This is a genomic window from Snodgrassella alvi, from assembly GCF_002777855.1.
Classification (GTDB): Bacteria; Pseudomonadota; Gammaproteobacteria; order Burkholderiales; family Neisseriaceae; genus Snodgrassella; species Snodgrassella alvi_E.
In genome coordinates, this window is record NZ_MEIK01000015.1 from 136054 (window position 1) to 162259 (window position 26206).

Annotated in this window: 27 protein-coding genes and 1 tRNA gene; 12 read left to right on the plus strand and 16 right to left on the minus strand. The window is 41.5% G+C overall.

All coding sequences use genetic code 11. The annotated features are described in order from the left end of the window. The first annotated feature begins 244 nt into the window (after positions 1-244). The 3 genes from BHC43_RS01335 (at position 245) to BHC43_RS01350 (ending at position 2650) form a co-directional block, all read left to right on the plus strand. Positions 245-952 (plus strand): RHS repeat domain-containing protein, encoded by a 708-nt coding sequence (locus BHC43_RS01335; protein ID WP_100156277.1) that lies wholly within the window; start codon positions 245-247, stop codon positions 950-952. Positions 953-1148: 196 nt separating this feature from the next. Next, a complete protein-coding gene (locus BHC43_RS01345; protein WP_100156278.1) occupies positions 1149-1637 on the plus strand; it encodes a hypothetical protein in 489 nt (162 codons plus the stop codon). 284 nt (positions 1638-1921) lie between these two features. Beyond that, positions 1922-2650, plus strand: a complete 729-nt coding sequence (locus tag BHC43_RS01350; RefSeq protein WP_100156279.1) for a reverse transcriptase domain-containing protein — start codon at positions 1922-1924, stop codon at positions 2648-2650. Between the two features lie 80 nt (positions 2651-2730). Here the strand turns inward: BHC43_RS01350 and BHC43_RS01355 are convergent, their stop codons facing one another. Further along, positions 2731-3480 (minus strand): amino acid ABC transporter permease, encoded by a 750-nt coding sequence (locus BHC43_RS01355; RefSeq protein WP_100156280.1) that lies wholly within the window; start codon positions 3478-3480, stop codon positions 2731-2733. A gap of 238 nt (positions 3481-3718) precedes the next feature. Between BHC43_RS01355 and ribF the strand changes: the two genes are divergently transcribed. The 6 genes from ribF (at position 3719) to BHC43_RS01385 (ending at position 10598) form a co-directional block, all read left to right on the plus strand. After that, on the plus strand, positions 3719-4648 hold the full coding sequence (ribF, locus tag BHC43_RS01360; protein WP_100156281.1) for a bifunctional riboflavin kinase/FAD synthetase: 930 nt from the start codon (positions 3719-3721) through the stop codon (positions 4646-4648). A gap of 84 nt (positions 4649-4732) precedes the next feature. Next, on the plus strand, positions 4733-7513 hold the full coding sequence (ileS, locus tag BHC43_RS01365; protein WP_100156282.1) for an isoleucine--tRNA ligase: 2781 nt from the start codon (positions 4733-4735) through the stop codon (positions 7511-7513). 98 nt (positions 7514-7611) lie between these two features. After that, complete coding sequence (lspA, locus tag BHC43_RS01370; protein WP_100152236.1) at positions 7612-8103, plus strand: signal peptidase II; 492 nt, start codon at positions 7612-7614, stop codon at positions 8101-8103. Between the two features lie 43 nt (positions 8104-8146). After that, positions 8147-9088, plus strand: a complete 942-nt coding sequence (ispH, locus tag BHC43_RS01375; RefSeq protein WP_100139731.1) for a 4-hydroxy-3-methylbut-2-enyl diphosphate reductase — start codon at positions 8147-8149, stop codon at positions 9086-9088. Then, positions 9085-9789 (plus strand): ABC transporter ATP-binding protein, encoded by a 705-nt coding sequence (locus BHC43_RS01380; RefSeq protein ID WP_100139732.1) that lies wholly within the window; start codon positions 9085-9087, stop codon positions 9787-9789. Before ispH ends, BHC43_RS01380 begins: the two co-directional genes overlap by 4 nt. Next, a complete protein-coding gene (locus BHC43_RS01385; RefSeq protein WP_100139733.1) occupies positions 9789-10598 on the plus strand; it encodes an ABC transporter permease in 810 nt (269 codons plus the stop codon). Before BHC43_RS01380 ends, BHC43_RS01385 begins: the two co-directional genes overlap by 1 nt. Before the next feature lie 133 nt (positions 10599-10731). Here BHC43_RS01385 and iscX read toward each other — a convergent pair whose 3' ends face one another. From iscX to BHC43_RS01440, 11 genes are all read right to left on the minus strand, one after another. Further along, entirely contained in the window at positions 10732-10926 is a 195-nt protein-coding gene (gene iscX / locus BHC43_RS01390) for a Fe-S cluster assembly protein IscX (protein WP_100152239.1), read from the minus strand. 80 nt (positions 10927-11006) lie between these two features. Further along, positions 11007-11348, minus strand: coding sequence for an ISC system 2Fe-2S type ferredoxin (gene fdx, locus BHC43_RS01395; RefSeq protein ID WP_100139735.1), 342 nt, complete (start codon positions 11346-11348; stop codon positions 11007-11009). 75 nt (positions 11349-11423) lie between these two features. After that, complete coding sequence (locus BHC43_RS01400; RefSeq protein ID WP_100152240.1) at positions 11424-12050, minus strand: glutathione S-transferase family protein; 627 nt, start codon at positions 12048-12050, stop codon at positions 11424-11426. A 52-nt stretch (positions 12051-12102) separates the two neighbouring features. Then, positions 12103-13971 carry a Fe-S protein assembly chaperone HscA gene (gene hscA, locus BHC43_RS01405; RefSeq protein ID WP_100156283.1) on the minus strand — a complete coding sequence of 623 codons (1869 nt, stop codon included), beginning with the start codon at positions 13969-13971 and terminating at the stop codon, positions 12103-12105. Positions 13972-14057: 86 nt separating this feature from the next. Further along, a complete protein-coding gene (gene hscB, locus BHC43_RS01410) occupies positions 14058-14561 on the minus strand; it encodes a Fe-S protein assembly co-chaperone HscB (protein WP_100156284.1) in 504 nt (167 codons plus the stop codon). A gap of 159 nt (positions 14562-14720) precedes the next feature. Beyond that, positions 14721-15041, minus strand: a complete 321-nt coding sequence (gene iscA / locus BHC43_RS01415; protein WP_100139739.1) for an iron-sulfur cluster assembly protein IscA — start codon at positions 15039-15041, stop codon at positions 14721-14723. Positions 15042-15084: 43 nt separating this feature from the next. Continuing rightward, entirely contained in the window at positions 15085-15351 is a 267-nt protein-coding gene (locus BHC43_RS01420; protein ID WP_100139740.1) for a TraR/DksA C4-type zinc finger protein, read from the minus strand. A gap of 1 nt (position 15352) precedes the next feature. After that, complete coding sequence (gene iscU, locus BHC43_RS01425) at positions 15353-15736, minus strand: Fe-S cluster assembly scaffold IscU (RefSeq protein WP_025330175.1); 384 nt, start codon at positions 15734-15736, stop codon at positions 15353-15355. Positions 15737-15871: 135 nt separating this feature from the next. After that, the gene (locus BHC43_RS01430; RefSeq protein WP_100156285.1) at positions 15872-17086 is read right to left on the minus strand and encodes an IscS subfamily cysteine desulfurase; all 1215 of its coding nucleotides are present in this window, start codon (positions 17084-17086) and stop codon (positions 15872-15874) included. Between the two features lie 37 nt (positions 17087-17123). Continuing rightward, entirely contained in the window at positions 17124-17594 is a 471-nt protein-coding gene (locus tag BHC43_RS01435; RefSeq protein WP_100139742.1) for an Rrf2 family transcriptional regulator, read from the minus strand. Between the two features lie 197 nt (positions 17595-17791). Continuing rightward, positions 17792-18154 carry a winged helix-turn-helix transcriptional regulator gene (locus BHC43_RS01440; RefSeq protein ID WP_218966444.1) on the minus strand — a complete coding sequence of 121 codons (363 nt, stop codon included), beginning with the start codon at positions 18152-18154 and terminating at the stop codon, positions 17792-17794. Between the two features lie 104 nt (positions 18155-18258). On the opposite strand from BHC43_RS01440, the gene BHC43_RS01445 reads away from it, so the two are divergent. Next, positions 18259-18798 carry an NAD(P)H-dependent oxidoreductase gene (locus BHC43_RS01445; RefSeq protein WP_100152243.1) on the plus strand — a complete coding sequence of 180 codons (540 nt, stop codon included), beginning with the start codon at positions 18259-18261 and terminating at the stop codon, positions 18796-18798. Between the two features lie 85 nt (positions 18799-18883). Here BHC43_RS01445 and pip read toward each other — a convergent pair whose 3' ends face one another. Continuing rightward, a complete protein-coding gene (gene pip / locus BHC43_RS01450; RefSeq protein WP_100152244.1) occupies positions 18884-19825 on the minus strand; it encodes a prolyl aminopeptidase in 942 nt (313 codons plus the stop codon). Positions 19826-19923: 98 nt separating this feature from the next. Beyond that, positions 19924-20766: a phosphoserine phosphatase SerB gene (serB, locus tag BHC43_RS01455; RefSeq protein ID WP_100156286.1), complete on the minus strand. Its 843-nt coding sequence runs from the start codon at positions 20764-20766 to the stop codon at positions 19924-19926. Between the two features lie 308 nt (positions 20767-21074). Between serB and BHC43_RS01460 the strand changes: the two genes are divergently transcribed. Beyond that, on the plus strand, positions 21075-23120 hold the full coding sequence (locus tag BHC43_RS01460; RefSeq protein ID WP_100156287.1) for an OPT family oligopeptide transporter: 2046 nt from the start codon (positions 21075-21077) through the stop codon (positions 23118-23120). Between the two features lie 235 nt (positions 23121-23355). On the opposite strand, the gene BHC43_RS01465 is transcribed toward BHC43_RS01460, so the two are convergent. Then, positions 23356-23431: transfer RNA gene (locus BHC43_RS01465), tRNA-Glu, on the minus strand. 559 nt (positions 23432-23990) lie between these two features. On the opposite strand from BHC43_RS01465, the gene BHC43_RS01470 reads away from it, so the two are divergent. Continuing rightward, positions 23991-24221, plus strand: coding sequence for a hypothetical protein (locus tag BHC43_RS01470; RefSeq protein WP_100156288.1), 231 nt, complete (start codon positions 23991-23993; stop codon positions 24219-24221). Between the two features lie 505 nt (positions 24222-24726). On the opposite strand, the gene BHC43_RS01475 is transcribed toward BHC43_RS01470, so the two are convergent. Then, on the minus strand, positions 24727-26007 hold the full coding sequence (locus BHC43_RS01475) for a hypothetical protein (RefSeq protein WP_100156289.1): 1281 nt from the start codon (positions 26005-26007) through the stop codon (positions 24727-24729). Positions 26008-26206 lie beyond the last annotated feature (199 nt).

Genomic DNA, 26206 nt, shown 5'->3' on the forward strand with positions numbered 1-26206 from the left:
AATAGCGGTAAAATATATTTGGGCTTTAACTAAGATTAAATAGTTAAAGCTTTTTTTAATATATTATTATTTGCAGATGTATAAATTCTGAACTATATAAATTAAAACGAATATTTAAGGAGAAATAGCCAGCTACCAATACGACCCATTTGGCCGGCGTATCAGCAAAACCGTAAATGGCAAAACCACCTACTACATCTACAGCAGCGAAGGGCTGATAGCAGAACTGGATCAGACAGGACGGATGCAAGTAGCGTACGGCTGGATACCGGACAGCGATTGGGGCACCAGCCCCTTATGGCAGGCCAATCTAAATGAAGGCCAAACCCTAAAAAATGCCAGCTATCACTACCTGATAACAGACCATCTGGGCACCCCACAACTAGCAATAAACAGTGCAGGAGAACAGAGCTGGAAGATTACCAGTGATGCATTTGGCAACAGCGAACTGGATGCAAATAACCAAATCACCATGAACCTGAGGTTTCCGGGACAGTATTACGACGAAGAAACCGGACTAACGTATAACTACTTCAGGGATTACGACGCGAAGACGGGGAGATATATCCAGAGTGACCCGATAGGGTTGGCTGGGGGGATAAACACGTATGGATATGTAGGTGGAAATCCGCTGGTATACAGTGATCCGAGTGGGGAGATTGCTCCTGTAGCTGTTCCATTAATTGTTGCTGGAATAAGGGTTGCAATAAATGGGATACGATTTTGTGTGTTAAATCCCACTTGCAACAGATTGGCAAGCGAAGCGTTGAAATGGGGGATGGTAGGTTGGCTTACAGGATTACCCACAATACCAATGCTTAATGATAATAAAAGTAAGGATAAAAAGGACTGTGAAACTAAAGATATTGAAATAATTGATGAAAATAGTAAGAATACGGTAGGAGTTTACCTGATTCTGATGATCAAAATAATAATTACAAAAAGAAATTAAAAAAGGGAGATCAAGTTGACTTAAGCCGATTTAATAAAAGACTTAAGAATGGAGATTATCAAGATCCTAAAACTGGCTGGAAAATTTCTAAAGACAGAGCAGGAGTAAGATGACATGGAGGTAGTTACTGGAAGTTATTTAACAAAAAAGGTGATAGAATAGGTACATTAAGTAAAGAAGGAAAATATATAAGAGAATGAGAAATTTAATATACAAATTGATTAAATTAGATTTAAGTAATTTAAATTTATTAGAAAAAGAATATTATATTTTTTGTATTTCTATTTTTGATCATTTTTTAACAGAAAATGAATACATTAATGCTGATCTAGTTTCTTATAATGATGCAAAAAAAAGTGTAAGAAAAAAAATGTTATTTAATAAAATTGAAAATAAATTTATATTTATATATACATATTTGTTTAAAATTTCAAAAGCAAATGTTATTGCTATTATTGATAATAAACCAATAAGAATTAAATCGTTTAATAATTATATGTATTTATTGGATAATGTTCTTAAAGAAAAAAGATTGTATATATTTATCTATCCATTATTAGGTTGTTTTACAATCACTAGATATGATTTAACACATCAATTTTTTGTTAAAAAAAACAAATTTATTCTTAAAAAAAAAATTGAAATTTTAGCAAATAAAACTAAATTAAACATAATAAAAATATAAAATGAAATCTTACTTCAAAAAAACAGCGTCAGAAAACGCTGTTTTTTATATCTAATAAAGTTCCAAAAAATTTTGTTTATGCCTTGATATAAAAAATTTTTTGATAATCTTAATCATGAAATTTTAAAGAAAGCATGGCTAGATATATTAAAAACGAATGATGGTAATTTTTCTAAAGATTGGTATAAAGTTTATAAAAGTCTTACACGTTATACATATGTAAAATATGATGAAGCCTTACAAGCGTTGGGTATCTCTAAGACCATGGCGCGGTCGAAAAAAAGGTGGGCATTAGAACTAAAAAGAGGGGAAATTCTAATAATAGATTGTTTTCATTGTGCAGAGATGGAGCAGAATTCAAAAATCGGATAGGTCGTGCGAATCTGATTCGAGTTAATTATCATAAGGGTATTCCTCAAGATTCTCCTTTGAGTGGCTTACTTGCTAACATTTATATGCTGGATTTTGATATAAATCTAAAAAAATATTTGGAGCTTTCTCATTCAAGATACTTTAGATATTGTGATGATATTCTTATTATTATCCCAGGTCATGATATTCAATTACTGAAAAACATACAAACAAATGTTTCTGAACTTGTTGAAAAACAAAAATTGCAAATTCAAGAAACGAAAACTGAAATTGTTTTTTTTGAAAAAGTTGATAACTGTATGAAAGCGATCTTACCTGACTTGAAGCAAAATCAATTGTTTGGTAATTGCATTAGTAAAAAAGGTTATCTTCAATATCTCGGTATGATATTTGATGGTGAACGCGCACTTATTCGTCCTGGTTCTATATCACGTTATTATAAAAAGCTGCATAAAGCCAAAAAATTAGCTATTAAATCGCGTGATAAAAATCATTGTGAAATTTTATTTAAACGTAAACTTTATAGGAAATATTCTCATCTGGGGCGTAAAACTTTTGTGGCTTATGCTAGACGTGCTGCTCAATGTTTTGATGATTGCAGAATCAAACGACAAGTTAGGAAGCATTTTAAAAAAATTTGATTTTTTTGTGCTAATAAAAAACAGAGCTATTTTTTTAAGTAACTCTGTTTTTGTAGACAATTGGCTATAAATTAGAAAACCTAATGCTGATAACCTTTATTGTATCTTTTTTCAAGCCATGAAAAGAACCAACTCAAGGCTATGGTCATGATCAAATAGATTATGGCGATGGTGTAGAGTGGGGTTTCATAGTTAAGGTAACGTCCGGCTGCGGCGCGGGCGGCAAAGGCTAGTTCGGCCACAGCAATGGCTGAAAGCAGTGAGCTGTCTTTAAGAAGAGTAATGAATTCGTTCCCAATGGGTGGCAGCATACGCCGGATGGCCTGTGGCAGGATAACGTAGCGCATGGCTTGTGTATAGCTGAGTCCTAGTGAGCGGGAGGCTTCAAATTGGCCGCGATCGATAGACTGAATGCCAGCGCGGAAAATTTCGGTGATGTAGGCGCCGGAGTTGACTGACAAGGCCAGTGTGCCGGCAATCAGTGCGCCATAACTGCGCCGGAGTTCTACGGCAAGATCTCCGCTGATAATCAGGCCATCAGTTGGGTTGATGAGCAGTGGAAACCAGACGAAATACCAGATGAAAATTTGAACAAATAGCGGTGTACCGCGAAAGATGGTGACATACAGCAGCGAAATTTGCCGCAGTGTCCATACCAGTGCGCGTATGGGCAGGCCGCCCTTTTCGAGGCGGATGATACGCGTGAGGGCGAATATCAGGCCGAGTAAGGTGCCCATAAATGTAGAAATCAGGGTGACGCCTAATGTGGTGAGCGCACCGTAATAAAACATTTCACGGTATTCGTAGATGATGTCGAAACGAAAGGCCATTGTGTTACCTAATGGTGGTTTTTGGGGTATTGCTGCCGGCTGGGCTAAGCCTTGGCGTTATGTGGGCGCTATTTTAGCAAGAAATGCTGTTGTAACTGTATCAAATTTTGTTTGCCGTTGAGTATAAAGCGGATTTGTTGGTTGCAGAGGGTGGAAAATGCTGTTTAATTACGCTGGCTAAGGTGAGCTGAAGTGTTTACAATGATGTGTTTTATTATTTGATTCGTTCAAGAATTGTATGCAAGTTTGGTTGGGGAGCGGGCTGCGGCCGGATTGGTCTGGTGGTACGGCAGTAACAATCGGTAATTTTGATGGTGTGCACTGTGGACATCGCCATATTTTGCTGCGCTTGCGTCAGGAAGCTGATAAACGCGGGCTTGCTTCGGTGGTGATGATATTTGAACCGCAACCTCAGGAGTTTTTTGCGCAGCAGACAGGTAAGTCTTTGCCTTACCGGTTGTCGCCGCTGCGGGATAAGCTGAATTTGCTTGCTGAAAGTGGTTGTGTGGATGCGGTGTATGTGCTGAGGTTTAATCAGCAGTTTGCATTGATGCAGCCGATGGATTTTATCCGGCAGATGCTGATTGAAAAGTTATCAGCACGCTATTTGCTGGTGGGCGATGATTTTCGTTTTGGAGCCCATCGCAGCGGTGATTTTGCTTTATTGCAGGCTCAGGAGGCTTTTGTCACAGAGAGAACGCCTTCTGTTGTAGTTGAGGATGTGCGTGCCTCAAGTACGGCAGTTCGTATGGCGCTGGCTGCTGGTAACCTGGCTTATGCGCAGTTGCTGCTGGGACATGAGTATGTGCTCAGTGGTCGAGTGAAGCATGGCGCCAAGCTGGGTCGCGAATTGGGCTGCCCAACGGCAAATGTGCATCTGCCGGCTTTGCATTATGCGCTTAATGGGGTTTTTGTGGTGGATGTGTCAGGCGCATTCGGGCGCAAGCGTGGTGTGGCCAGTTTTGGTAAAAATCCGACGGTTTCTGCAGGTAGCCAGCAGAAACTTGAAGTACATATTTTTGATTGTGCTGCCAATTTGTATGGTCAGCGCTTAGGAATACATTTTCTGCATAAGTTGCGTGATGAGCTGAAGTTTGATTCTTTGGCAGCGTTGCAGGCTCAGATTTTTGCTGATATGGATGCGGCACGAATATGGCAGGCTGCCTGAATTGCTAAGTAGCGTTCGGGTGGCCGTAAAATAATACTGATTTTTAGATTATTGAATTAACGGATATATTTTAAAGAGAAAGTCATGACTGACTATAGTAAAACTGTAAATTTGTTGGACACGCCGTTTCCAATGCGCGGTAATCTAGCCAAGCGTGAAGGTGGCTGGCTGAAATCATGGTATGAACAGAAACGTTATCAGAAGCTGCGTAAGCTGGCTGCTGGACGACCGAAATTTATTCTGCATGATGGCCCACCGTATGCGAACGGTGATATTCATATCGGCCATGCAGTGAATAAGGTATTGAAGGATATTATTATCCGCAGTAAGACGCTGGCTGGTTTTGATGCGCCATATGTGCCGGGCTGGGATTGTCATGGTTTGCCGATTGAGCTGATGGTAGAAAAGAAGCACGGTAAGAATATTCCGGCTGCTAAATTCCGTGAGCTGTGCCGTGAATATGCGCGGGAGCAGATTGCACGCCAGAAACAGGATTTTATGCGTCTGGGGGTGCTGGGCGATTGGGAGCATCCGTATCTGACGATGGATTATCAGACTGAGGCGGATATTGTCCGTACACTGGGAAAGATTCAGCAAGGCGGCTATTTGTATCGGGGTGAGAAACCGGTGCAGTTCTGTTTGGATTGTGGTTCTTCGCTGGCAGAAGCTGAAGTTGAATATAAAGATAAGGTTTCTTTTGCGATTGACGTGGCGTATCAGTTTAAGGATAACGCGGCGCTGGCTACTGTGTTTGGTCTGAATGAGATTTTAGGCGAAGCCTATGCAGTGATCTGGACAACTACGCCGTGGACTTTGCCGGCCAGTCAGGCAATTTGTGTGGGGCCGGACGTTGTTTATCAGTTGTTTGATACGCCAAAAGGTAAGCTGGTGTTGGCTAAAGAGCTAGCTGGAGCAGCTTTGGAACGTTTTGGTTTCGATGTGGATGATACTGCGGTACTGGCTGAAGTTGTAGGACGACAACTGGAGAATCTGCATTTGAATCATCCATTTCTGGATCGAGATATTCCGGTTTTACTGGGTGAGCATGTGACTACTGAGGCCGGTACAGGTCTGGTACATACGGCACCGGCTCATGGTCTGGACGATTATTTTGCCTGCTTGCGGTATGGGATTCAGTTATATAACCCAGTGAATGCTGAGGGACGATATATCAGTGATGTGCCTAGATTGGCAGGGATGACAGTCTGGGAAGGTAATCCGGTGGTGATTGATTGGGTAGCCGAAGAGGGCAGATTACTGTCGAATGGAAAAATTACTCATAGTTACGCGCATTGCTGGCGCCATAAAACGCCTTTGATTTACCGTGCTACTGGCCAGTGGTTTATTGGTATGGATAAAGAAGGTACGGATGGCAAGACTTTGCGTAATAAGGCGATGGACGCGGTAGAGGTGACTGAGTTTTTTCCGGCATGGGGACGCGCGCGTCTGGAGGCAATGATTGAAGGTCGTCCAGACTGGGTGGTATCTCGCCAGCGTTACTGGGGCACGCCAATGGCCTTTTTTGCCCATAAGGAAACTGGTCAGCTCCATCCACGTTCGGCTGAATTGCTGGAAGAGGTGGCCAAGCGGATTGAGCAGCATGGTATTGAGGCGTGGTTTGCGCTGGATAAGCATGAGCTTTTGGGCGCAGATGCGGATGAGTATGATAAATTGCCAGATACGCTGGATGTTTGGTTTGATTCGGGCAGTACGCATTACGCAGTACTACGTCAGCGCCCTGAGCTGGCATGGCCTGCAGATTTGTATCTCGAGGGCTCTGATCAGCATCGCGGCTGGTTTCAGTCTTCGCTGCTAACTGCCTGTGCTACGGTTGGCAGTGCGCCGTATAAACAGTTGCTGACACATGGTTTTGTGGTGGATGGCAACGGGCAGAAAATGTCTAAATCTGTGGGTAATGTGGTAGCACCACAGAAGGTAAATGATAGTCTGGGTGCAGATATTCTGCGCTTGTGGGTGGCTTCTACTGATTATTCCGGTGAGCTGGCAATTTCAGATGAAATTTTAAAACGAGTGTCAGAAAGCTACCGGCGTCTGCGGAATACGCTACGTTTCCTTTTAGCGAATTTGAGTGATTTCAATCCGGCTAAAGATGCGGTGCCAGTGGATGAGATGCTGGAGCTAGACCGTTATGCACTGGTTTTGGCACAGCAATTGCAGCAGCGTGTGGCTGATGATTATTTTGCCCGTTATGCGTTCCATTTTGCGGTACAGGATATTGTCCATTTCTGTTCAGAAGATATGGGTGCGTTTTATCTGGATATTCTGAAAGACCGTTTATATACAATGCAGTCTGGCAGCCATGGCCGACGTAGTGCGCAAACTGCTCTGTATCATATTACGCGTAATCTGGTGCTTTTATTGAGCCCAATTCTTTGCTTTACTGCTGAGGAGGCTTGGGCAGTACTGAGTGGTGATGAAGAAGATAGTATACTGTACCATACGGGGCATGAATTCCCGCCTGTGGCTGATGTAGATAGCTTAACACTGAAATGGCAGGCGATCCGAGCAGTGCGTGATACGGTAAATGTGGCTATTGAATCGTTGCGTGCGGATAAGAGTGTAGGGTCTTCTTTACAGGCTGATGTGGCGATTAAGGTGCCAACAGATATGCTGCCTTATGTGGCAGCGCTGGGTGATGAATTACGTTTTGTATTGATGGTAGCGAAAGTTACCGTAGAAGCTGGAGAAGAGTTATCTGCCACTGTATCGGTGGATCAGGGTACAAAATGTGAGCGTTGCTGGCATTATACTGATGATGTGGGCTCCGACCCTCAGCACCCGACTATTTGTGGTCGCTGTGTGCAAAATGTAGATGGTGCCGGTGAAAAGCGTTTGTATGCCTGAAACTAGGTAACGGCTGTAATGTTGTCGTTTTTTTAGGCTTGATTTGAATGATTCAGGTGTGGCAGATTCAGTCGGTCACGCCTGTTCTGGTTTTAAGGATGGTTATGCAACGTAAAAAACTGTTTTTATATGGTGCCATTATCGTACTGGGTCTTTTGGCAGACCAGTTAACGAAATATCTGATATTGCAGAATGTTCATTATCTGGAACGAATTGCGGTAATTCCGGGTTTTTTTGATTTGACGCTGGCTTATAATCCAGGCGCGGCATTTAGTTTCCTTGCCGATGCGGGTGGATGGCAGAAGTTTTTCTTTATGGGACTGGCGCTGGTAATTTGTATTTACCTCCTGCGTGGGATTATCCGCGATGAATTCGGAACAATAGGTAAAGTGGCTGCCGCGTTGATTATTGGTGGTGCGGCTGGTAATGTTGCTGATCGATTGGTTCATGGTCATGTGGTTGATTTTCTGTTGTTTTACTACCATAATTGGTTTTATCCGGCGTTTAATGTTGCGGATAGCCTGATTTGTGTCGGTGCGGTTTTGCTGGTGCTGGAAAGTATTTTTCATCAGAAGAAAAAGACAGCTTGATTGGTTTAATTTTGGTGAAATCAGCCAGCTAACGGGAAGTTGAATGAGCGACAAAAAGATTTTACTGGCTAATCCGCGTGGATTTTGTGCTGGTGTTGACCGAGCCATCAGTATTGTAGAACGGGCTTTGGAAGAATATGGTGCACCGATTTATGTGCGCCATGAAGTGGTACATAATAAGTTTGTTGTTGATAATCTGCGCAACAAGGGCGCAGTGTTTATTGAGAGTCTGGATGATGTGCCACCTGATGCCACATTGATTTATTCGGCACATGGGGTATCTCAGGCGGTGCAGCAAGAAGCGGTGGCGCGTGGTTTCCGTATTTTTGATGCTACTTGCCCTTTGGTAACGAAAGTCCACAGACAGGTATCTCGTCTTGATGAGCAGGGATATCAGATTGTGATGATCGGGCATAAGGGTCATCCGGAAGTAGAAGGTACGATGGGGCAACTGCCGCCGGGGGCAATGCTGCTGGTGGAAACAGTTGCTGATGTGGCAGGTTTACAGGTCCGCAATGAAGAAAAGCTGGCGCATGTGAGCCAGACAACGCTATCGGTAGATGAAACCAGCGGTATTATTGCTGCGTTGAAACAGCGTTTTCCTCACATTAAAAGTCCGCATAAAGAGGATATTTGTTATGCAACCACCAATCGTCAGGAGGCGGTAAAGAAGTTAGCCGCTACTTGTGATGTGGTAATTGTGGTAGGGTCTCCTAACAGTTCGAATAGTAATCGTTTACGCGAAGTGGCAGCTTTGCTGGGTGTTGATGCTTATATGGTAGATAATGCCAGCTGTCTGCAGACTGAGTGGTTTTCCGGCAAGAGCCGTGTTGGCGTTACTGCCGGTGCGTCAGCACCGGAGGTACTGGTTAATGATGTTGTACAGACGATTGTTTCCTGGGGATATCCAACAGTTACCGAAGGTGAGGGTGTGGAGGAAAATATTATGTTTGTGCTGCCGAAAGAACTGCGTGGTTCGTCATGAATACGCCAATTTTATCTGGTGAGGGTGTGTGTCAGCGCGCTCATGATGATGGCAGAATGTTATTACAGGATATCGATTTTCAGCTCAGAGCTGGTGCACGTGTGGCAATCAGCGGTGCATCTGGAGCAGGAAAATCGGTTTTTTTACGTACAATTTCTTTGCTAGATTTACCTGCTGCTGGTACGTTGTATTGTCAGAATCAGCCTGTGAATTTGAATGCACATAGTATTGCACGGCACCGTAGCCAGATTGCTTATGTGCGTCAGCAGGCGGTATTGATTCCGGGTACGGTGCGTGATAATTTGCAGTTACCTTATACTTTGCATCATTATCAGCATTTGATGTTTCAGCCGGAACATGTGCTTCAGGTTTTGCAGAATTTGGGTAAGGATGAGCATTTTCTGGAGCGTGACGGTACCGATTTATCGGGTGGTGAAGCGCAATTGGTTTGTCTGTTGCGTATTTTACAGTTGAATCCTCCGGTATTGTTGCTGGATGAACCCACAGCTTCTCTGGATGAGGATTCTGCACGCACGGTACAGAAACTGGTTAATCAGTGGCAACAGGCAAATCCGCAGGCTGCCTATATGTGGGTTTCGCATAGTGAGCAACAAGTTAGCGAAGTGGGTGATGAAATCTGGTATTTTGATGCCGGACGAATAACGCACATCAAGCATTCGGTAAAGAATGGGAGGCAATAATGCAAGGAACTAATTATATTAGTGTTGCTGAGCTGGCTCTGGCTTCTTTGCTGATTTTGGTGAGTGCCGGTGTATCATTATGGCTAAAGCTAGGGTTAACGAAACGGATTTTGATATCTGCTGTGCGTGCTGTGGTGCAGTTATCCATTGTAGGCTTGTTGCTGAAATGGATTTTTGCGGCTAATCAATGGTATTGGGTACTGTTGATTATTGCTGTGATGACCTTAATAGCCGGATTTTCGGCGCGCTCTCGTGGTAGCTATGTTTATCGTGGTCTGACTCGTGATGCACTGTCTTCGGTGTGGTTGGCTTCTTGGTTAAGTGCTGCAGTAGGACTGTATGCGGTTCTTCATATCCATCCATGGTATTCGCCGCAGTATGTCATTCCGATTTTGGGTATGGTGCTTGGTAATTGTTTAACTGCTGTGGCTTTATGTCTGGACCGGTTAACACAGGACTTACGCCAGCAGCAGGCTAGGGTAGAAGTTTTATTGTCCATGGGCGCCAGTGGCTGGGAAGCTTATCGGGATACGGCACGATCTGCCGTTGTCGCTGGGATGTTGCCGACGATTAATCAGTTGAGTGTGGTAGGGCTGGTGAGTCTGCCGGGAATGATTACCGGACAAATTCTGGCCGGTGCTTCACCTGATCAGGCCATTCGTTTTCAGTTGCTGACCATGTTTCTGATTTGTGCTGGTTCTGCCGGTGGCTGCCTGCTGTGTGCGATTTTTGTGTATCGCCATGTGTTCAACCGCTGCTGGCAGTTTTGTAGCTGGCGTTTGCAACGGCGTAATACAGAAAAAGCTTAGATATTTGGATAATTTATTTTTAGCCAGAACATTTGCCCTTAAGGGTGGCTATAGTGTTCTGGCTGTTATCAGCTGAGTTTGTTGCTTAAAATGTCATGATAGATATGGTTTGATTGCTGGTATGCTTTTCTGCTCAGTCAGTTTCATCTATCCATGCTTGCTGAATGGCTTCAAGTACGCGCTCACCGCAATGCTCTGGCTGGTCATCAAAGTCTGGTAAGGCCAATACTAGTTCACGCAATCGGGTAAAGCGGATGGTGGTAGGATCGATGTCTTCGTGACGGTCTGCCAGTTCTTCGGCAATCTGATGTATATCAGTCCATTTCATGATGTGATTCTGTATTAATTGTTAAGAATTAGTGAAAAAAATAGTGATAGCAAGCGTTAATTTTGAGCTGTGTTCTGATATCAGTGTTCTTCACGTGCATGGTTAATAGTGTATTTGGGGATTTCAATGGTTACATCGCTATCTGCCAAACGTGCCTGACAGCTCAGACGTGAATCAGCTTCGAGCCCCCATGCTTGATCGAGTAAATCTTCTTCCTGTTCGCTTGGCTCAGGTAGGCTGTCGTAGCCTTGACGCACGAGCACGTGGCAGGTGGTACAGGCGCAGGATTGCTCGCAGGCGTGTTCAATTTCAATATCATGCTCAAGTAATGCATCACAAATTGAGGTGCCGGACGGAATATTGTCTAATATTTTTCCTTCAGGACAAAGTTGTGGGTGAGGCAGTACAGTGATTTTGGGCATGGTAGTTCCGTCATTCTAAATAATGCAAGGCGTGGCTGGTGTCTATTCTTGCTACCAGCCACGCCGGAGTGAGTATTATATCAAGCCTTGTGCTTTCAGCACTGTGTTGACACCATTGTCAGCGCTTACCCGCTGAGCAAAAGAAGTCAAATACTGATATTTGCTTAGATCAATTTTACATCTCTGAGCCCATTGCATTTCAATGAAAATGTAAACATCGGCAATACTGATGCTATTACCTGTTAAATAATCTTGCTGAGCCAGCATTTTATCTAACGATGCAAATGTGTTTTCAACATCACTACTAGCATAAGCAATAAGATTGTTCTGAGCAGCTTCACCATCTACCATTCTGGCTGCCCCGAATAGAGGTTTGAATTTTGTATGCAGGTCACTATTGGCAAAAGCCAGCCATTGCCGAGCCTTGGCACGTATTTTAGGGTCAGTAGCTGATGCAGCGCCATAGATACCTTTATCGGGTGCTAAATCATTAATATAATCAATAATAGCTATATTCTGACTTAGTGCCCAGTTTCCATCTACAAGTAAAGGTACCTGACCTTGCGGATTCAGAGCCCGATATTCTGCAGATTTTATTTTATCGCGACTTACTTCTTCTGCTACATAATCCAGTCCACTCCATTGTAGAGCTACGTGGGGGACAAATGAACATGCACCTGGTAGGTAATATAGTTTTAACATTGTTTTATCTCCTGTGTAAGTACAGATAGTTTTAGCTGTCTGTGGTTGAATTCTATATATCGCTAACGTTTTTACCTTGTAAGGCACGCTGTATATTACGGTTCATGCGTCTGGCAGCAAACTCATCTGTGGCATGGCTAAGCCTTTGTATGGCATCGCGGATGTCCTGTGCATTGCCAATTTCCATCTGGTGTTTGATTTGTGCCAAGGCTGTGTCGATGATTTGCTGTTCGGCAGTACTGAGTAAATCAGCATCAAGATTTAGTGCGCTGCTGACTGCGCCAATAATGCTTTCAGCTTCTACCATTGCTTCCGCACGGGCGCGTTGCTGCGCATCAGTCTGTGCATGGGTAAAGCTGTCTTTTAGCATCTGAGTAATAACGGTATCATCCAATCCGTATGAGGGCTTAACTTCAATATGTGCCTGTACGCCGGTAGTTTGTTCTCTTGCGGAAACAGATAACAGGCCATCGGCATCTACCTGAAAGGTCACCCGAATGCGTGCAGCACCGGCAGCCATTGGCGGGATACCGCGCAGAGTAAATTGGGCGAGACTGCGGCAATCCGAAACCAATTCACGTTCTCCCTGTACTACATGAATCATCATTGCGGTCTGGCCGTCTTTAAATGTAGTGAAATCTTGGGCGCGAGCGGTGGGCAAGGTGCTGTTGCGCGGAATGATTTTTTCAACCAAACCGCCATATGTTTCCAGCCCCAATGAGAGGGGAGTAACGTCCAGAAGCAGCCATTCATCATCGTTTTTATTTCCGGCCAGTACATTGGCCTGCATGGCAGCACCGAGTGCAACTACTTCATCGGGATTGAGATTATTCAGTGGAGTTTGGCCAAAAAAGGTAGCCACAGCCTGCTGTACATGCAGCATTCGAGTGGCACCGCCAACCATAATAACGCCTTTTATATCGTTTTTGCTGATATTCGCATCACGCATAGCCTGTTTAACCGGCTCCAGTGTTTTGGCTACCAGTGGTTGTGTAAGCTGATGGAACGTATCTCGGCTAATATCAGTGACTATTTGTTGACCATTGGAAAGCGTAGCAGCTATAGTGGTGGATTGTTCAGTGGTTAAAGATTCTTTAGCTGCGCGCGAAAGTGATTGCAGTAGGGCGCTGTCCTGTGCATTAAGCTGAGACAATTTGTTTTGTTCTAATAACCAACAAAAAAGGCGCTGGTCAAAGTCATCCCCACCTAAAGCACTGTTGCCATTGGTGGCTTTTACTTCAAATAAGCCACGGCTTAATGTTAGAACGGAAACATCAAATGTACCTCCGCCAAGGTCGTAAACAATAAACGTTCCTTCGGCGGCATTATCCAGCCCATAGGCAATGGCAGCGGCAGTAGGTTCATTAAGTAAACGTAGGACGTGCAAGCCGGCTAGGCGCGCTGCGTCCTTGGTAGCCTGCCGCTGGGCATCATCGAAATATGCTGGTACGGTAATTACAGCGCCAGCCAGTTCGCCACCCAAACTATTTTCTGCCCGTGTTTTCAGCACGCGCAAAATGTCCGCAGAAACTTCTATCGGTGTTTTATTACCGGCGCGAGTCTGAATACTGATAATGCGTTCTTCATCGGTGAAACGATAGGGCAGGTATTGAGTTTCAGGCTGATTTTTAATGTCGTCCAGACTTCGGCCAATAAGGCGTTTGGCCGAACTAATGGTATTGGAAGGATCAATGCGCTGGGCTTTTAATGCGTCTGTACCTACTTCTGGAGCACAATTCTGCTGGTAACGGACTACTGAAGGCAGGGTAATTCGCCCTTGTTCGTCGGCTAAACATTCTGCATGGCCGCTGCGTACAGTGGCCACCAGACTGTTGGTGGTGCCTAAATCGATTCCCACGGCACGTCGGTGTTCATGCGGGGCGGCAGAAAGGCCGGGTTCGGCAATTTGCAATAAAGCCATAATTTGAACTAAGTCCTGATTTTAGATATTACTTTTATGATTTAAATTTATTTAAAATCATATTTCTGACGCTGAAGTTAACGGTGTCAGAGCAATGCTGCCTGTATTTCGGCATTTAATTTGTATAAAAAACGCCCTTGACGCACCAGTTCAGCTGCCTTATCAACCTGATTCTGCGCAAAAGCGGCATCAAGATTTTGATATAAATGGTTTTGTTCCTGCTGAATGGTTGTCGCCAATTCATGTAGAGTAGCTGTATCCGCCTCAGCACGTACATCTTCCAATGTTTCGCGCCACTGCATTTGCTGTATCAGAAATTCGGCTGGAAAATGAGTATGCTCCGGTGCATCTGCATCTATGCCTTTCTTTTGTAACAGATAGGCCGCACGGTCTAAGGGATTGCATAGAATACGATAAGCTTCATTTACCGTGGCTGCCATCATCATAGCCTGCTTCTGCTCAAAGCTGCTGCTGGCTGCAAATTTGTCAGGATGACACTGTGCAGCCAGTAAATGATAATTCTGTTCGAGCTGTTTAATATCAATGTTAAATTGTTCGGGTAGCTGAAACAAAGCAAAGTATTGGTTCATGTATTTCACCTTGTGGTGATAACAGGATAGAAGCAGAAGTCACATCAGGGTAATAAAACAAATTTTGTGATTGTTAATCTGCTTTTTCTGCAGTCAATGTCTCGTTGTGATGCGATACAAGGTAGTAGGTGTATTGCTATTGGTAGCAATATTTCGTGCTTATACGTGAAAACTTTCGCCACAACCACACTCATCTTTTGCATTGGGATTGGCAAACTTAAATCCTTCCTGCAAACCTTCTTTAACAAAATCAAGCTCGGTACCATCCAGATAGACATGGCTTTTGGGGTCAACAAAGACTTTGACACCATGTTGCTCAAAAATTAAATCTTCCGGCTGGATTTGGTCGACAAATTCCAGTGTATAGGCCATGCCTGAACAACCGCTATTCTTGACTCCTAGGCGAATACCTTCGCCTTTACCACGTTTAGTCAAATAATTACTGATGTGCTGAGCGGCTTTTTCAGTCAGAGAAATCATATTCTCTCCTGTCAGAACTGAGGCCTGAATGAGTGTTAGTCATTCAGGTTTGATTACGGTTACGGTTAAAACGGCGTTTATAGGAAGAGAGAAAAGAGCGTTTAACGGCGATTTTTTCCTCACAATTAATACAAAAACGCGTGCCAGGATATTGAAACTGGCGTTCGGGTGAAATGGGTTCGTTACATTCAAGACAAAACTGATTGGAACACATTCTGATATTGTTTAGGCGTACTGCATTAACCTGCTGATTATCATTTTTTTCCGTAGTGGATTCATCATTGTTTGCGGTACTGCTTAACATTGTCATATCACTCGTTATGTTTTTTTCGATAATCTGCTACAGCAGCCTTGATGGCATCTTCGGCCAAAATTGAGCAGTGGATTTTCACCGGTGGCAATGCCAGTTCTTCTGCGATGGCACTGTTTTTAATGGCCAGCGCCTCATCCAAACTTTTGCCCTTTACCCATTCAGTAATTAGGCTGGAAGAGGCGATAGCCGAGCCACAACCATAAGTTTTAAATTTAGCGTCTTCGATGATACCGTTATCGCTTACCTTGATTTGCAACTTCATTACATCGCCACAGGCCGGTGCACCCACCATGCCAGTGCCCACGCTCTGGTCACCCTTTTCAAACGAACCAACATTGCGTGGATTTTCATAATGATCAATGACTTTATCGCTGTAGGCCATGATATGTTCCTTTAACAATTATTATGCTGAGAGGCAAAATACTATTCTGCACATCAAATAGCCCTCGGTTTAGAGGGAATGTTGCCTTGTACGGGATTACTAAAGCAGAAACCGAAGGTTACTATTGCACGCAGATTAATGAGCTGCCCACTCTACACTACTTAAATCAATACCTTCTTGATGCATTTCCCACAACGGTGATAACTCGCGTAATTTACCGATTTTGGATTTTATCAGTTCGGCAGCGTAATCCACTTCTTCTTCAGTAGTAAAGCGCCCAAAAGTAATACGCAGCGAACTATGCGCCAATTCATCATTACGGCCAAGAGCGCGCAGCACGTAGCTCGGTTCCAGACTTGCTGAAGTACAAGCTGAGCCGCTGGATACCGCGATATCCTTCACCGCCATAATCAGGCTTTCACCTTCCACAAAGTTAAAGCTGATATTCAGATTCTGGTAAACGCGATGTTCAAGGTCGCCATTAATATATACTTCCTCAACATCTTTGATGGCATTGAGAAAACGGTCACGCAGAGCTTTAGCATGCGCATTATCTTTATCCATTTCCAAACGTGCCAGACGGAATGCTTCACCCATACCAACAATCTGATGAGTAGCCAGCGTGCCAGAGCGGAAACCACGCTCATGACCACCACCATGCATCTGTGCATTCAGACGTACACGCGGTTTGCGCCGTACATATAAAGCACCAATCCCTTTAGGACCATAGGTTTTGTGAGCCGACATACTGAGCAAGCCAATTTGATTGGCCTTTACATCAATATGTACTTTGCCGGTAGCCTGCGCGGCGTCAACATGAAAAATTATGCCTTTTTCGTTGCAGATTGCTCCGATAGCGGCAATATCCTGAATCACGCCGATTTCATTGTTCACCCACATTACACTTACAACAGTTGTATCTGGACGGATTGCTGCTTTCAGTTCATCCAAATCAATTAGACCGTTTTCTTTTACGCCAAGATAAGTGACCTCAAAACCTTCGCGTTCCAGCTCACGCATCGTATCCAGTACAGCTTTATGTTCAGTTCTGACCGTAATCAGATGTTTGCCTTTACTGGCATTGAACTGAGCGGCTCCTTTCAGCGCCAGATTATCCGATTCAGTGGCACCAGACGTAAAAATAATTTCTTTAGAATCAGCACCAATTAATGCAGCAATTTCATTCCGGGCATTTTCTACTGCTTCTTCTGCCTGCCAGCCGAAACTGTGGCTGTTTGAAGCGGGGTTGCCGAAGAATTCAGTCAGATAGGGAATCATTTTCTCTGCTACACGCGGGTCTACTGGCGTGGTTGCTGAATAATCCAGATAAATAGGAAGTTTTACGGTCATTGTCGTGTTCTCTTTAATATCTATCACAGCGCTGGTTTTAGTGCAGATTAATCAAAGTAATCGGCTGCTCAAGGCTGCTTTTTTGTTCATTACTGATATTTCGGTAAGATTGTTGATTCAGGATACATTGCAAAGTAATTCCGCGCAGATAATCGTCTATGGTTTTATTTAGGTTGACCCATAAATCGTGAGTCAGACAAGGCGTACCATCCTGACAGTCTGCATGGCCGCCGCACAATGTTGCATCCATCGTGTCTTCTGCAGCTGCGATGATATCGGCAATATTGATATGGTCGGCTGCATGGCTTAAAACATAGCCGCCACCCGGTCCGCGGATACTTTCTACTAGCCCTGCACGGCGTAATTTGCCAAAAAGCTGTTCCAGATAAGATAAGGAAATACGCTGGCGCTCACTAATCGCAGTCAGGTTTACCGCACCAGATTGCGCATGCATGGCTAAATCCAGCATGGCAATAACAGCAAAACGCCCCTTGGTGGTTAAACGCATGACAAAACCCGAAATAGATTGACAATGGATGAATTATCTAATACCCGACAATTTTAGTCAACTTTATTCATGGCTAAATCAAGTAATTATGCTAGAGCCGAAACCAGCCAAAATAAAAGAATCAAATTGAAACCAACCCATTCAGATCGTATAAATTGGCCAGAAATCATAATTGAAAATTATTTATCTGATTAAACCTAAAGCATTTTTTGATTTTCATCATTAATCACTTCGGCCCAGTTACATAGAGACATTAAAATCGGGCTAAGTAAATGACCTTTGTTGGTAAGTGCATAGCTCACTTGTACGGGAGGTTTATCACCTTTCACCGTTCGAGTAATTAACTCATCCTTCTCTAGCTGTTTAAGCTGAAGGCTTAGCGTCATTTCAGTAATATCTGGCATATTTTTTCTGAGTTCACTGAATCTTTTTGGTTGATTACGTAAATAATAAAGAATCACACCTTTCCATTTACCGCCAATTAGATTCATAGCTAAACTAATATTGCAATGATAGCGTTTACCACGATGGGTAATCGCACAGGAATCATCTGTATGCATGATTTTTTTCCTAACTCTCATATTTGATAGCTATAGTATTTTTTCTAAATTCTACTAAAATTATTTGAGTACATAAAATTTTTATAGTTTATTGAGGAAAAATCATGACCCTAATGATACTGGCGCACCCAGATTTTAAAAACTCTATTGCAAACAAAACAATCTCAGAATCTTTAGCTGCAAGACTACCGGATATAGAGATTAGAAATATTTACAACTTATATCCTGATTATCAGATTGATGTTGATGCCGAGCAACAAGCTTTGCTTCGTCATAAGCTTATTATTCTTCAATACCCAATGTATTGGTTTAATATGCCCGCTATATTAAAAATTTGGTTTGATCAAGTGTTCACTTATCAATTTGCCTATGGTTCACTAGGAAACAAATTGAAAGATAAAAAATTACTCGTCTCTATGACGGTTGGCCAACCAGAGATTAATTTTCAAAAAGAAAATCATTTCCTCATCGATGATTTTTTACAATCAGTAAAACAATCTGCGGAATATACGCAAATGAATTACCTTGGGTATACTGCCTTATATGGCATTTCTCCAGTATCGGGGATAGCAAAAAATGCCATAGCAGCAAAAGCTGAACAACACAGTGGCAGTTTATACAGTCTGATTCAGAAATTTTGCTAAGCAAGATAAAGGTAATTTTGATCAACATAAAAGGCCTGATTCGAATCAGGCCTTTTTAATTAAAACTTAATCTTGTATAGGTTAACTATTGATTAGCAAAAGCGTCTGTAGCAGCCACCAATGCCGCTTGATTGGCTGGTTCAAATCCAGAATGTCCCGCTATGGTGACCACCAGCTTGGCATGAGGCAAAGCCTGTTTTAACTCCCAAGCACTTTCAAACGGTGTGCACATATCATAGCGCCCTTGAACAATCACCATCGGTATATCAGCCAACACTTGAATATTTTCTAATAAAGCAAATTCACTTGCTAGCCAGCAGCGATGAACAAAATAATGATTTTCAATGCGAGCGATTGCTAATGCTTTATAAGAATCGTCATATTCATCCACACCGGCTTGATCTGGTTCCAAATGAACAATATTGCTTTCCCACTGTGCCCATGCTCGAGCTGCATTAAGCTGGGAGGCTTCGTCGGTATAGGGATGGCAAAGCAACTCATGATAGGCATCAATCAGATTGTGTTGTTTATCCACAGCAATCGGAGCAAGGTAATTTTTCCATGCTTCAGGAAAAAAACGATTGGCACCCTGCTGATTGATCCAATCCATTTCATGTGGACGGCATAAAAATATTCCTCGAAGTACTAGCTCGGTTACTCGATGCGGATAAGTTTTAGCATAGGCTAATGCCAACGAACTGCCCCATGAACCGCCAAAGACTTGCCATCGCTCAATCTGAAGCATTCGGCGTACTTTTTCTATATCTTCTACCAGATCCCAAGTGGTATTGTCATCAATACAAGCATAAGGTAGGGAGCGGCCGCAGCCACGCTGGTCTATTATAATGATGCGGTATTTTTCTGGATTAAAAAAACCTCGGCAAGCTGGTGAAGCTCCTGCACCCGGTCCGCCATGCAAAAAAATTACCGGCTTACCGGCCGGATTACCGCTTTCTTCCCAGTAAATCTGATGAATTGCAGAAACTTGCAATAGGCCAGACTGATATGGCTCAGCTATCGGGTACATAAGTGTATTCCTAAAAATATTTATGTAACTATGTGATTATTAATTCTAAATTGATTGCAAACAGTTTTTAGTATAAGCCTGTAAGATAAAACTAAATATCAGCGGAACCATTTGCGCACCGCATCCAAACCACCAAAGCGTACACTGATGGTAGTAGCAGCCTGAGTTTTTGGTTTGGCATGATAAGCTACACCAAAACCGGCAGCCTGTAACATCGGAATATCATTGGCACCGTCCCCCATAGCGACAATCTGAGATTTAGCCAATCCTAACTTTGCTGAATACTCTACCAGTAAATCAGCTTTAGCCTGTGCATCGATAATACGGCCGGTTAGCTCGCCAGTTAACCTATCGTTTTGCACTACTAATTGGTTGGCATATGTGTAATCAAGCCCGTATTGCTGTTTGAGACGATCAGTAAAGTAAGTAAAGCCACCTGAAACCAGCATAAACTTTACCCCATATTCTCGACATTGCTGTAACAGCCATTCGGCTCCCGGTGATAATTTTAAAACTTCGTCATATACTCGGTTAAGTTCAGTAACCGGTAACCCTTTTAACAATGCTACCCGAGCACGTAATGATTGCTCAAAGTCAATTTCTCCGCGCATTGAGCGTTCAGTAATCGTTGTAACTTCTGCCTGTAGACCCACGCCGGCCGCAATTTCATCTACACATTCAATCGTAATCAGGGTTGAATCCATATCGCTGACAATCAGTCCCAAGTCAGCAAAACACTTATCCGGTAGAATAGCAAAATCAATATGCTGTGCCAGTAGCTTAGCTTGTACTGCCTCTTCAAGCTTGAATTCTTTCGGTACTGGTAAGCGTAATACTGATTTATTAAAACTGAATTTTGGTGAAGAAGGCATAATCGCATCTAATGCAGATAAATCACAGGAAAGCAAATCAGCATGCTGTAAAACCAGTACGAAACTCATGACAAATACACAGCTTGATAAAAATGCCCAGTATAGACATCAGTATCAGGCTTGACAACAAACAGCTGGAAAAGAAACGAATTCAGTAAATAGTGAAATATCACCAGCTGATTTAAACCCAATTAACCTAATAAAAAATAAAATAAATATTATTTACATTAGATTCTTAAAATCTAATGAAAAAACACAGACCAGTTTGTACAATGCAGCTTTTTGTCCAAAATGTCGGCGGTAAAAGAATAAATTAATATCCAGAAATTTCAGAATTATTGCTATTATTCCAGTCCGCATCTTTATGGAGTTATTACATGCAACACCCCTCAACCACCTCATCGGCGGTCGATCAATACCGGGAATTAACCATTCGCGGCATGATCTTAGGTGCACTCATCACTGTTATCTTTACAGCATCTAATGTATATCTGGGGCTAAAAGTCGGCCTGACATTTGCATCATCCATACCAGCAGCCGTGATATCCATGGCTGTACTCAAATGCTTTCAAGGCTCAAATATTCTTGAAAACAATATGGTACAAACACAGGCTTCAGCCGCCGGAACATTGTCTTCAATAATTTTCGTCTTACCCGGCCTGCTGATGATTGGCTACTGGCAAGGCTTTCCCTTCTGGCAGACCACTTTAATATGTGTGGCTGGTGGTATTTTGGGTGTTATTTTTACCGTACCCCTGCGCCATGTACTGGTTGTTAAAAGTGATTTACCTTATCCTGAAGGCTTGGCTGCTGCCGAAATACTCAAAGCCGGAGATCACAATCAGCCGCAGAACGATGCTGATGCTCAGGAACCACAAAGTGGAGTAAAACAAATTGTTACCGGCGGTATACTCTCAGGTATATTCAGCTTTTTGGTCAGTGGATTGCGCATCATTAGCGAAAGCGCTAGCGCTTGGTTTAAAGTAGGGGGCGCAGTTTTTCAGGTACCCATGGGATTCTCACTTGCTCTACTGGGTGCCGGCTGGCTGGTAGGAATTACGGGTGGTATAGCCGTCTTATTGGGTATGTTTTTCTCATGGGGCATAGCAGTACCGTATTTTACCAGCACCACACCCATGCCTGAACATGCAAGCATGATTGATTTTGCCATCAATTTGTGGGTTACCAAAGTTCGTTATATTGGCGCTGGGGCAATCGCCGTGGCAGCAATCTGGACTTTAATCACCCTGTTCAAACCAATGCTTGAGGGCATGAAGCTATCTTTTCAGGCTTTTAGTTCCAGCTCAGATAGCGCACAGACACAGGAACGGGTGAATCAGGATTTATCTCCCAAAACCATGCTACTTATTGTGCTTGCTACATTGATTATTCTGGCAGCCACCTTTTATAGTTTTATTTCCTCTGTGCATATATCCGTTGGACTTGCCTGTGCGCTGGTAGCTTGTGCCACTATTATGGCATTTATTATTGGTTTTCTTGTGGCTGCGGCCAGTGGCTACATGGCCGGCCTGATTGGTTCTTCTTCAAGCCCAATATCCAGTATCGGAATCGTTTCAATTGTTATTATATCTTTAGTATTCATGGTAATTGGCCAGTCAAGTGGCATCTTTGCTATGGCAGGTGGCAACCAGTTTATGACCGCACTGGCGCTGTTTACGGCATCTGTAGTCATGGCTATTTCTACTATTTCTAATGACAATTTGCAGGATTTAAAAACCGGCCATCTCGTGCATGCCACTCCATGGCGTCAACAGGTTGCATTGATTATCGGCTGTATTGTTGGTGCCATTGTTATTTCGCCAGTACTGGAATTGCTATATAACGCTTATGGCTTTACTGGCGCGTTGCCAAGAGCAAATATGGATGCAGCACAGGCATTGTCTGCGCCGCAGGCTACGCTGATGACTACTATAGCCAAAGGTATTTTCTCCCATAATCTGGAATGGACCTATATTAAAATAGGTGTCTTCCTAGGTATATTTCTTATCCTTCTGGATTTAGTAGTCAAAAAACTGCGCCCGGGCTGGAGTGTGCCTCCATTGGCAGTAGGTATGGGCATTTACCTGCCTGCTTCTGTAAATATGCCCATTTTTATTGGCACCGTACTTTCATACTTCTGTATGCGTCACATTAGAAATCGATACAGCGACCCTAAAACACAGCAGCGTGAGCTAAAAGCCACTGACCGCCGTGGAACTTTACTGGCAGCTGGCTTGATTGTTGGTGAAAGTATTGTTGGCGTGGTCATGGCCATGGTAATTGTGGTTTCCATTGCGTTAGGTGAAGGAGAAGCGCCGCTGGCTCTGAATTTGCATAACTGGGATAAAATGAGTGAGCTCTTGGGACTAATATTCTTTGCTTGCGCTATCATTTTCTTGATAAGACGCATTATTAGAAAATAGAAATTAGAGAAGTAACAAAAAAAAACAGCGTGTTAAAACGCTGTTTTTTTTGTTACGGTAGCTTAATTAGACTGCCTCTGACCAAGATATAATCCTAGTCAACAACATAGAGAAAATAGTTAAGGAATGCAGTAATTAAAAATAAATAGATTTGGACTGATAAAAATTTGACCAATACTTAAAAAAATTGAATAATCAGATTTATAATCTGAGCAATTAATTTAGCTTCGCAATTTGGCACGCCTACAGGGATTCGAACCCCGGTTGCCGCCGTGAAAGGGCAGTGTCCTCGGCCACTAGACGATAGGCGCGTGCATAATAAGCGTGCGAATTATCCCTAAGTAGGCATAGATGTGTCAAATTGTGTGAGTAAGTTGATTTTTGCTAAAATATCAACATACCAGTATATTTATTAAATAAAAATGTATTAAACTTTATTCAATTTACTTTAAATTTATCTCTGCTTTTATTCAAAATTGGATATGAATAAAAATAGTATTTTATAAGCAATGTCAAAATTAATTTGAATAAAAATATTCTTTATTTCTAAATCTAATCAATACAGACTTAATTTACCGGTATTAAATTATATTTATAAATTAAATAATTTAAAAGGGCAAAATAAAAATTTCACTTTGAAACAAGAAAATTAATTTATATCCAATTTATCTGTTGGTAATGGAAATTACTTAATTATTGATGGTAATATCATATTAAGGTAATGGATTCAGGTTTCATTTATATCGTTATATAAGGGACTTAAACAAATTAAAAAGCAAAGGTAATGATTTTGTCTGTTATTTGAATCACAGCAAAACACAAATTCAATTAACAGGTTAAATATTATCTGGTGACAAAGGATTAATGTTAATGAAAAACGGTTTTGCCTCTATTGTTCTGGCTATATTGTTATCTTGCTCTTTAAGCAATGTTTTTGCTTATAAACCTTCGCAGTTTGATAAAATAAGGCTTAAAGAGAATTGCAAAAATGAGCAGGAGTCACCTTTTAAAGATTTTGCCGGTACGCCCAGTTGTGACAAGCTGAAAAAAATTGAAATAGAGGAAAATCAGCCTACCTATCGGGTAAAGCAAGAACTGTAGGATTTGTTTATCTGCAAAACTGTATGTTTTGGTTGGTCTGAGGGAGAAATATAAATACTATTGACTCTGATTTTCATGAGGGTAGTGTTTTTTGCTGCAAATTACTGCGGCTGTGACCATTATTTGCAGTAATTCATTTAGCTCTGAACAGAAAAAAATATCAGCCATGAGGTAATTAATTTTCCGCTCGGTTGTTGTAGTGAAGAAGCACATGTTCTGAATGAAATAGCGTATACGCAGAGTAAGCTGTTGGCCGAATGCAATACTTTAGGTTGTATGGCGTTGGTGGATGCTAAGAAAATGCTTTAGTTCAGTGGCTATCTCAGTGCGCTGGTTGGTGGTTTGGGGCAGTGTATTGCCGAGATTAAGGGCAATGTGCTGGCATTGAAGCAGAATTAAAGTTTAGTTGAATAAAAACGCACCTTGGGGTGCGTTTTTAATACCTGTATTTGAATTATTAGCTACAAGCAAAAAATAAATTTACATTTTATTTTAGGATATATTTTCATTCCTTCGTTTCCTTTGATTTATTTTTGTTTTTTAAATTTTTAATTATTGGGATAATTTCGTTACAACTTTTTATAAAATGTTCAACAGGTGTATTTGCTGTAGCTTCATGTTTTACTAATCGTAAAGGTTCATCGTTAATTATTTTTAATAATGATTTTATTAAATCTTGCTGAAGCTGTGGAGAAATATCTGAAATTTCTTTTTTATAACCTTCATAGCTTTGGCTAACAGAAGATTTAAAACCATAATCTTCTGCAAGTTTGAATAATTTATTAATTTGGGTGGTAGATAGCCAAGCAAACCATAATGGTGCTGATATACTTAGTATTGCGGTTAAAGTTTGAAGTAATATTGCTATTGATGAAATATTTGATTTGACAAATAAATCTTTAAGTTCGTGTACTTGTTTACCCCCTATCCACCATAAAGAAAATAGAGAAAGTATTAAACCTAAAATCCAACCATAGCTTGTATAATTTAAAAACTTAGCACGTTCTTGGAAAGAACCGGCAAGGCCATTGGCTGTGATTATTCTGTAATATTCAATTGATTTATTTTTGGAATCCTCACATTCTTTAAGAAGTTTGTTGGCCTCATTTTCTTTTTGCTGTAGTGTATCTAAATATTTTTGAGCTTCATCATTAATATTTTCTAATTCATTTTGAAGAGCACCTATTGAACGAATTATATTAGTTTTTGAATCTTCTTCAACATTAGTAAGTTTAGTTTTTAAATCTTCAATTTTTTTCTCATATGATGAAATCGAATTTTTAAATTCTTTATAATCCTTAGTATTAATAATTGATTTAAATGATTCTGTTGATCTTTCTATTTTTGAATTTACATAAGATAATCTAGTTTCAAAATTAGATGTAATTGAAAAAGATAAGGCATTTTCAATCCAAAAAATGGTCATAAGAAAAGTGTTAAACTTTTGACTATTTGGTTTATTATTTAAACCAGATAATAAATATTTATGTAAAAAATATAATTTTTTTTGAATATTTTTAACTTGATACTCGTTTATATTTAATTCGAATATATTATGTTTTTTTATGGATTTAATTTTACTTATTAATCTATCAATTAAATCAACTAGGTCATTAATATTCAGCGCAGGAAGTGATTCTAAATCTGGATAATCGCAAAGATTTCGATTTTTATCGTCAATCCCGAGTATATTAGGAAGTTTATTATTAAGGTAATTTCTAATATAATTGAATTCGAGTTCAATTTCTTTCAATAAATCATGACCTTCCGATGAATAAACAGCCATTTTTTCCCTTTATTAAGTTTTTAATTTAAAATTTGTATCCAAAAATATTTTAAGTAGTTGACTTCGAATAATATAAAATCAAAATTGTGCTATTGTAAACGAAATTACTAAAATTGATTAATATATGTTCAATAAAGTTTTTTCTTGTTGTTTATTTGAAACTACCTATTCATTATAATAAATAATTATATTTAATAAT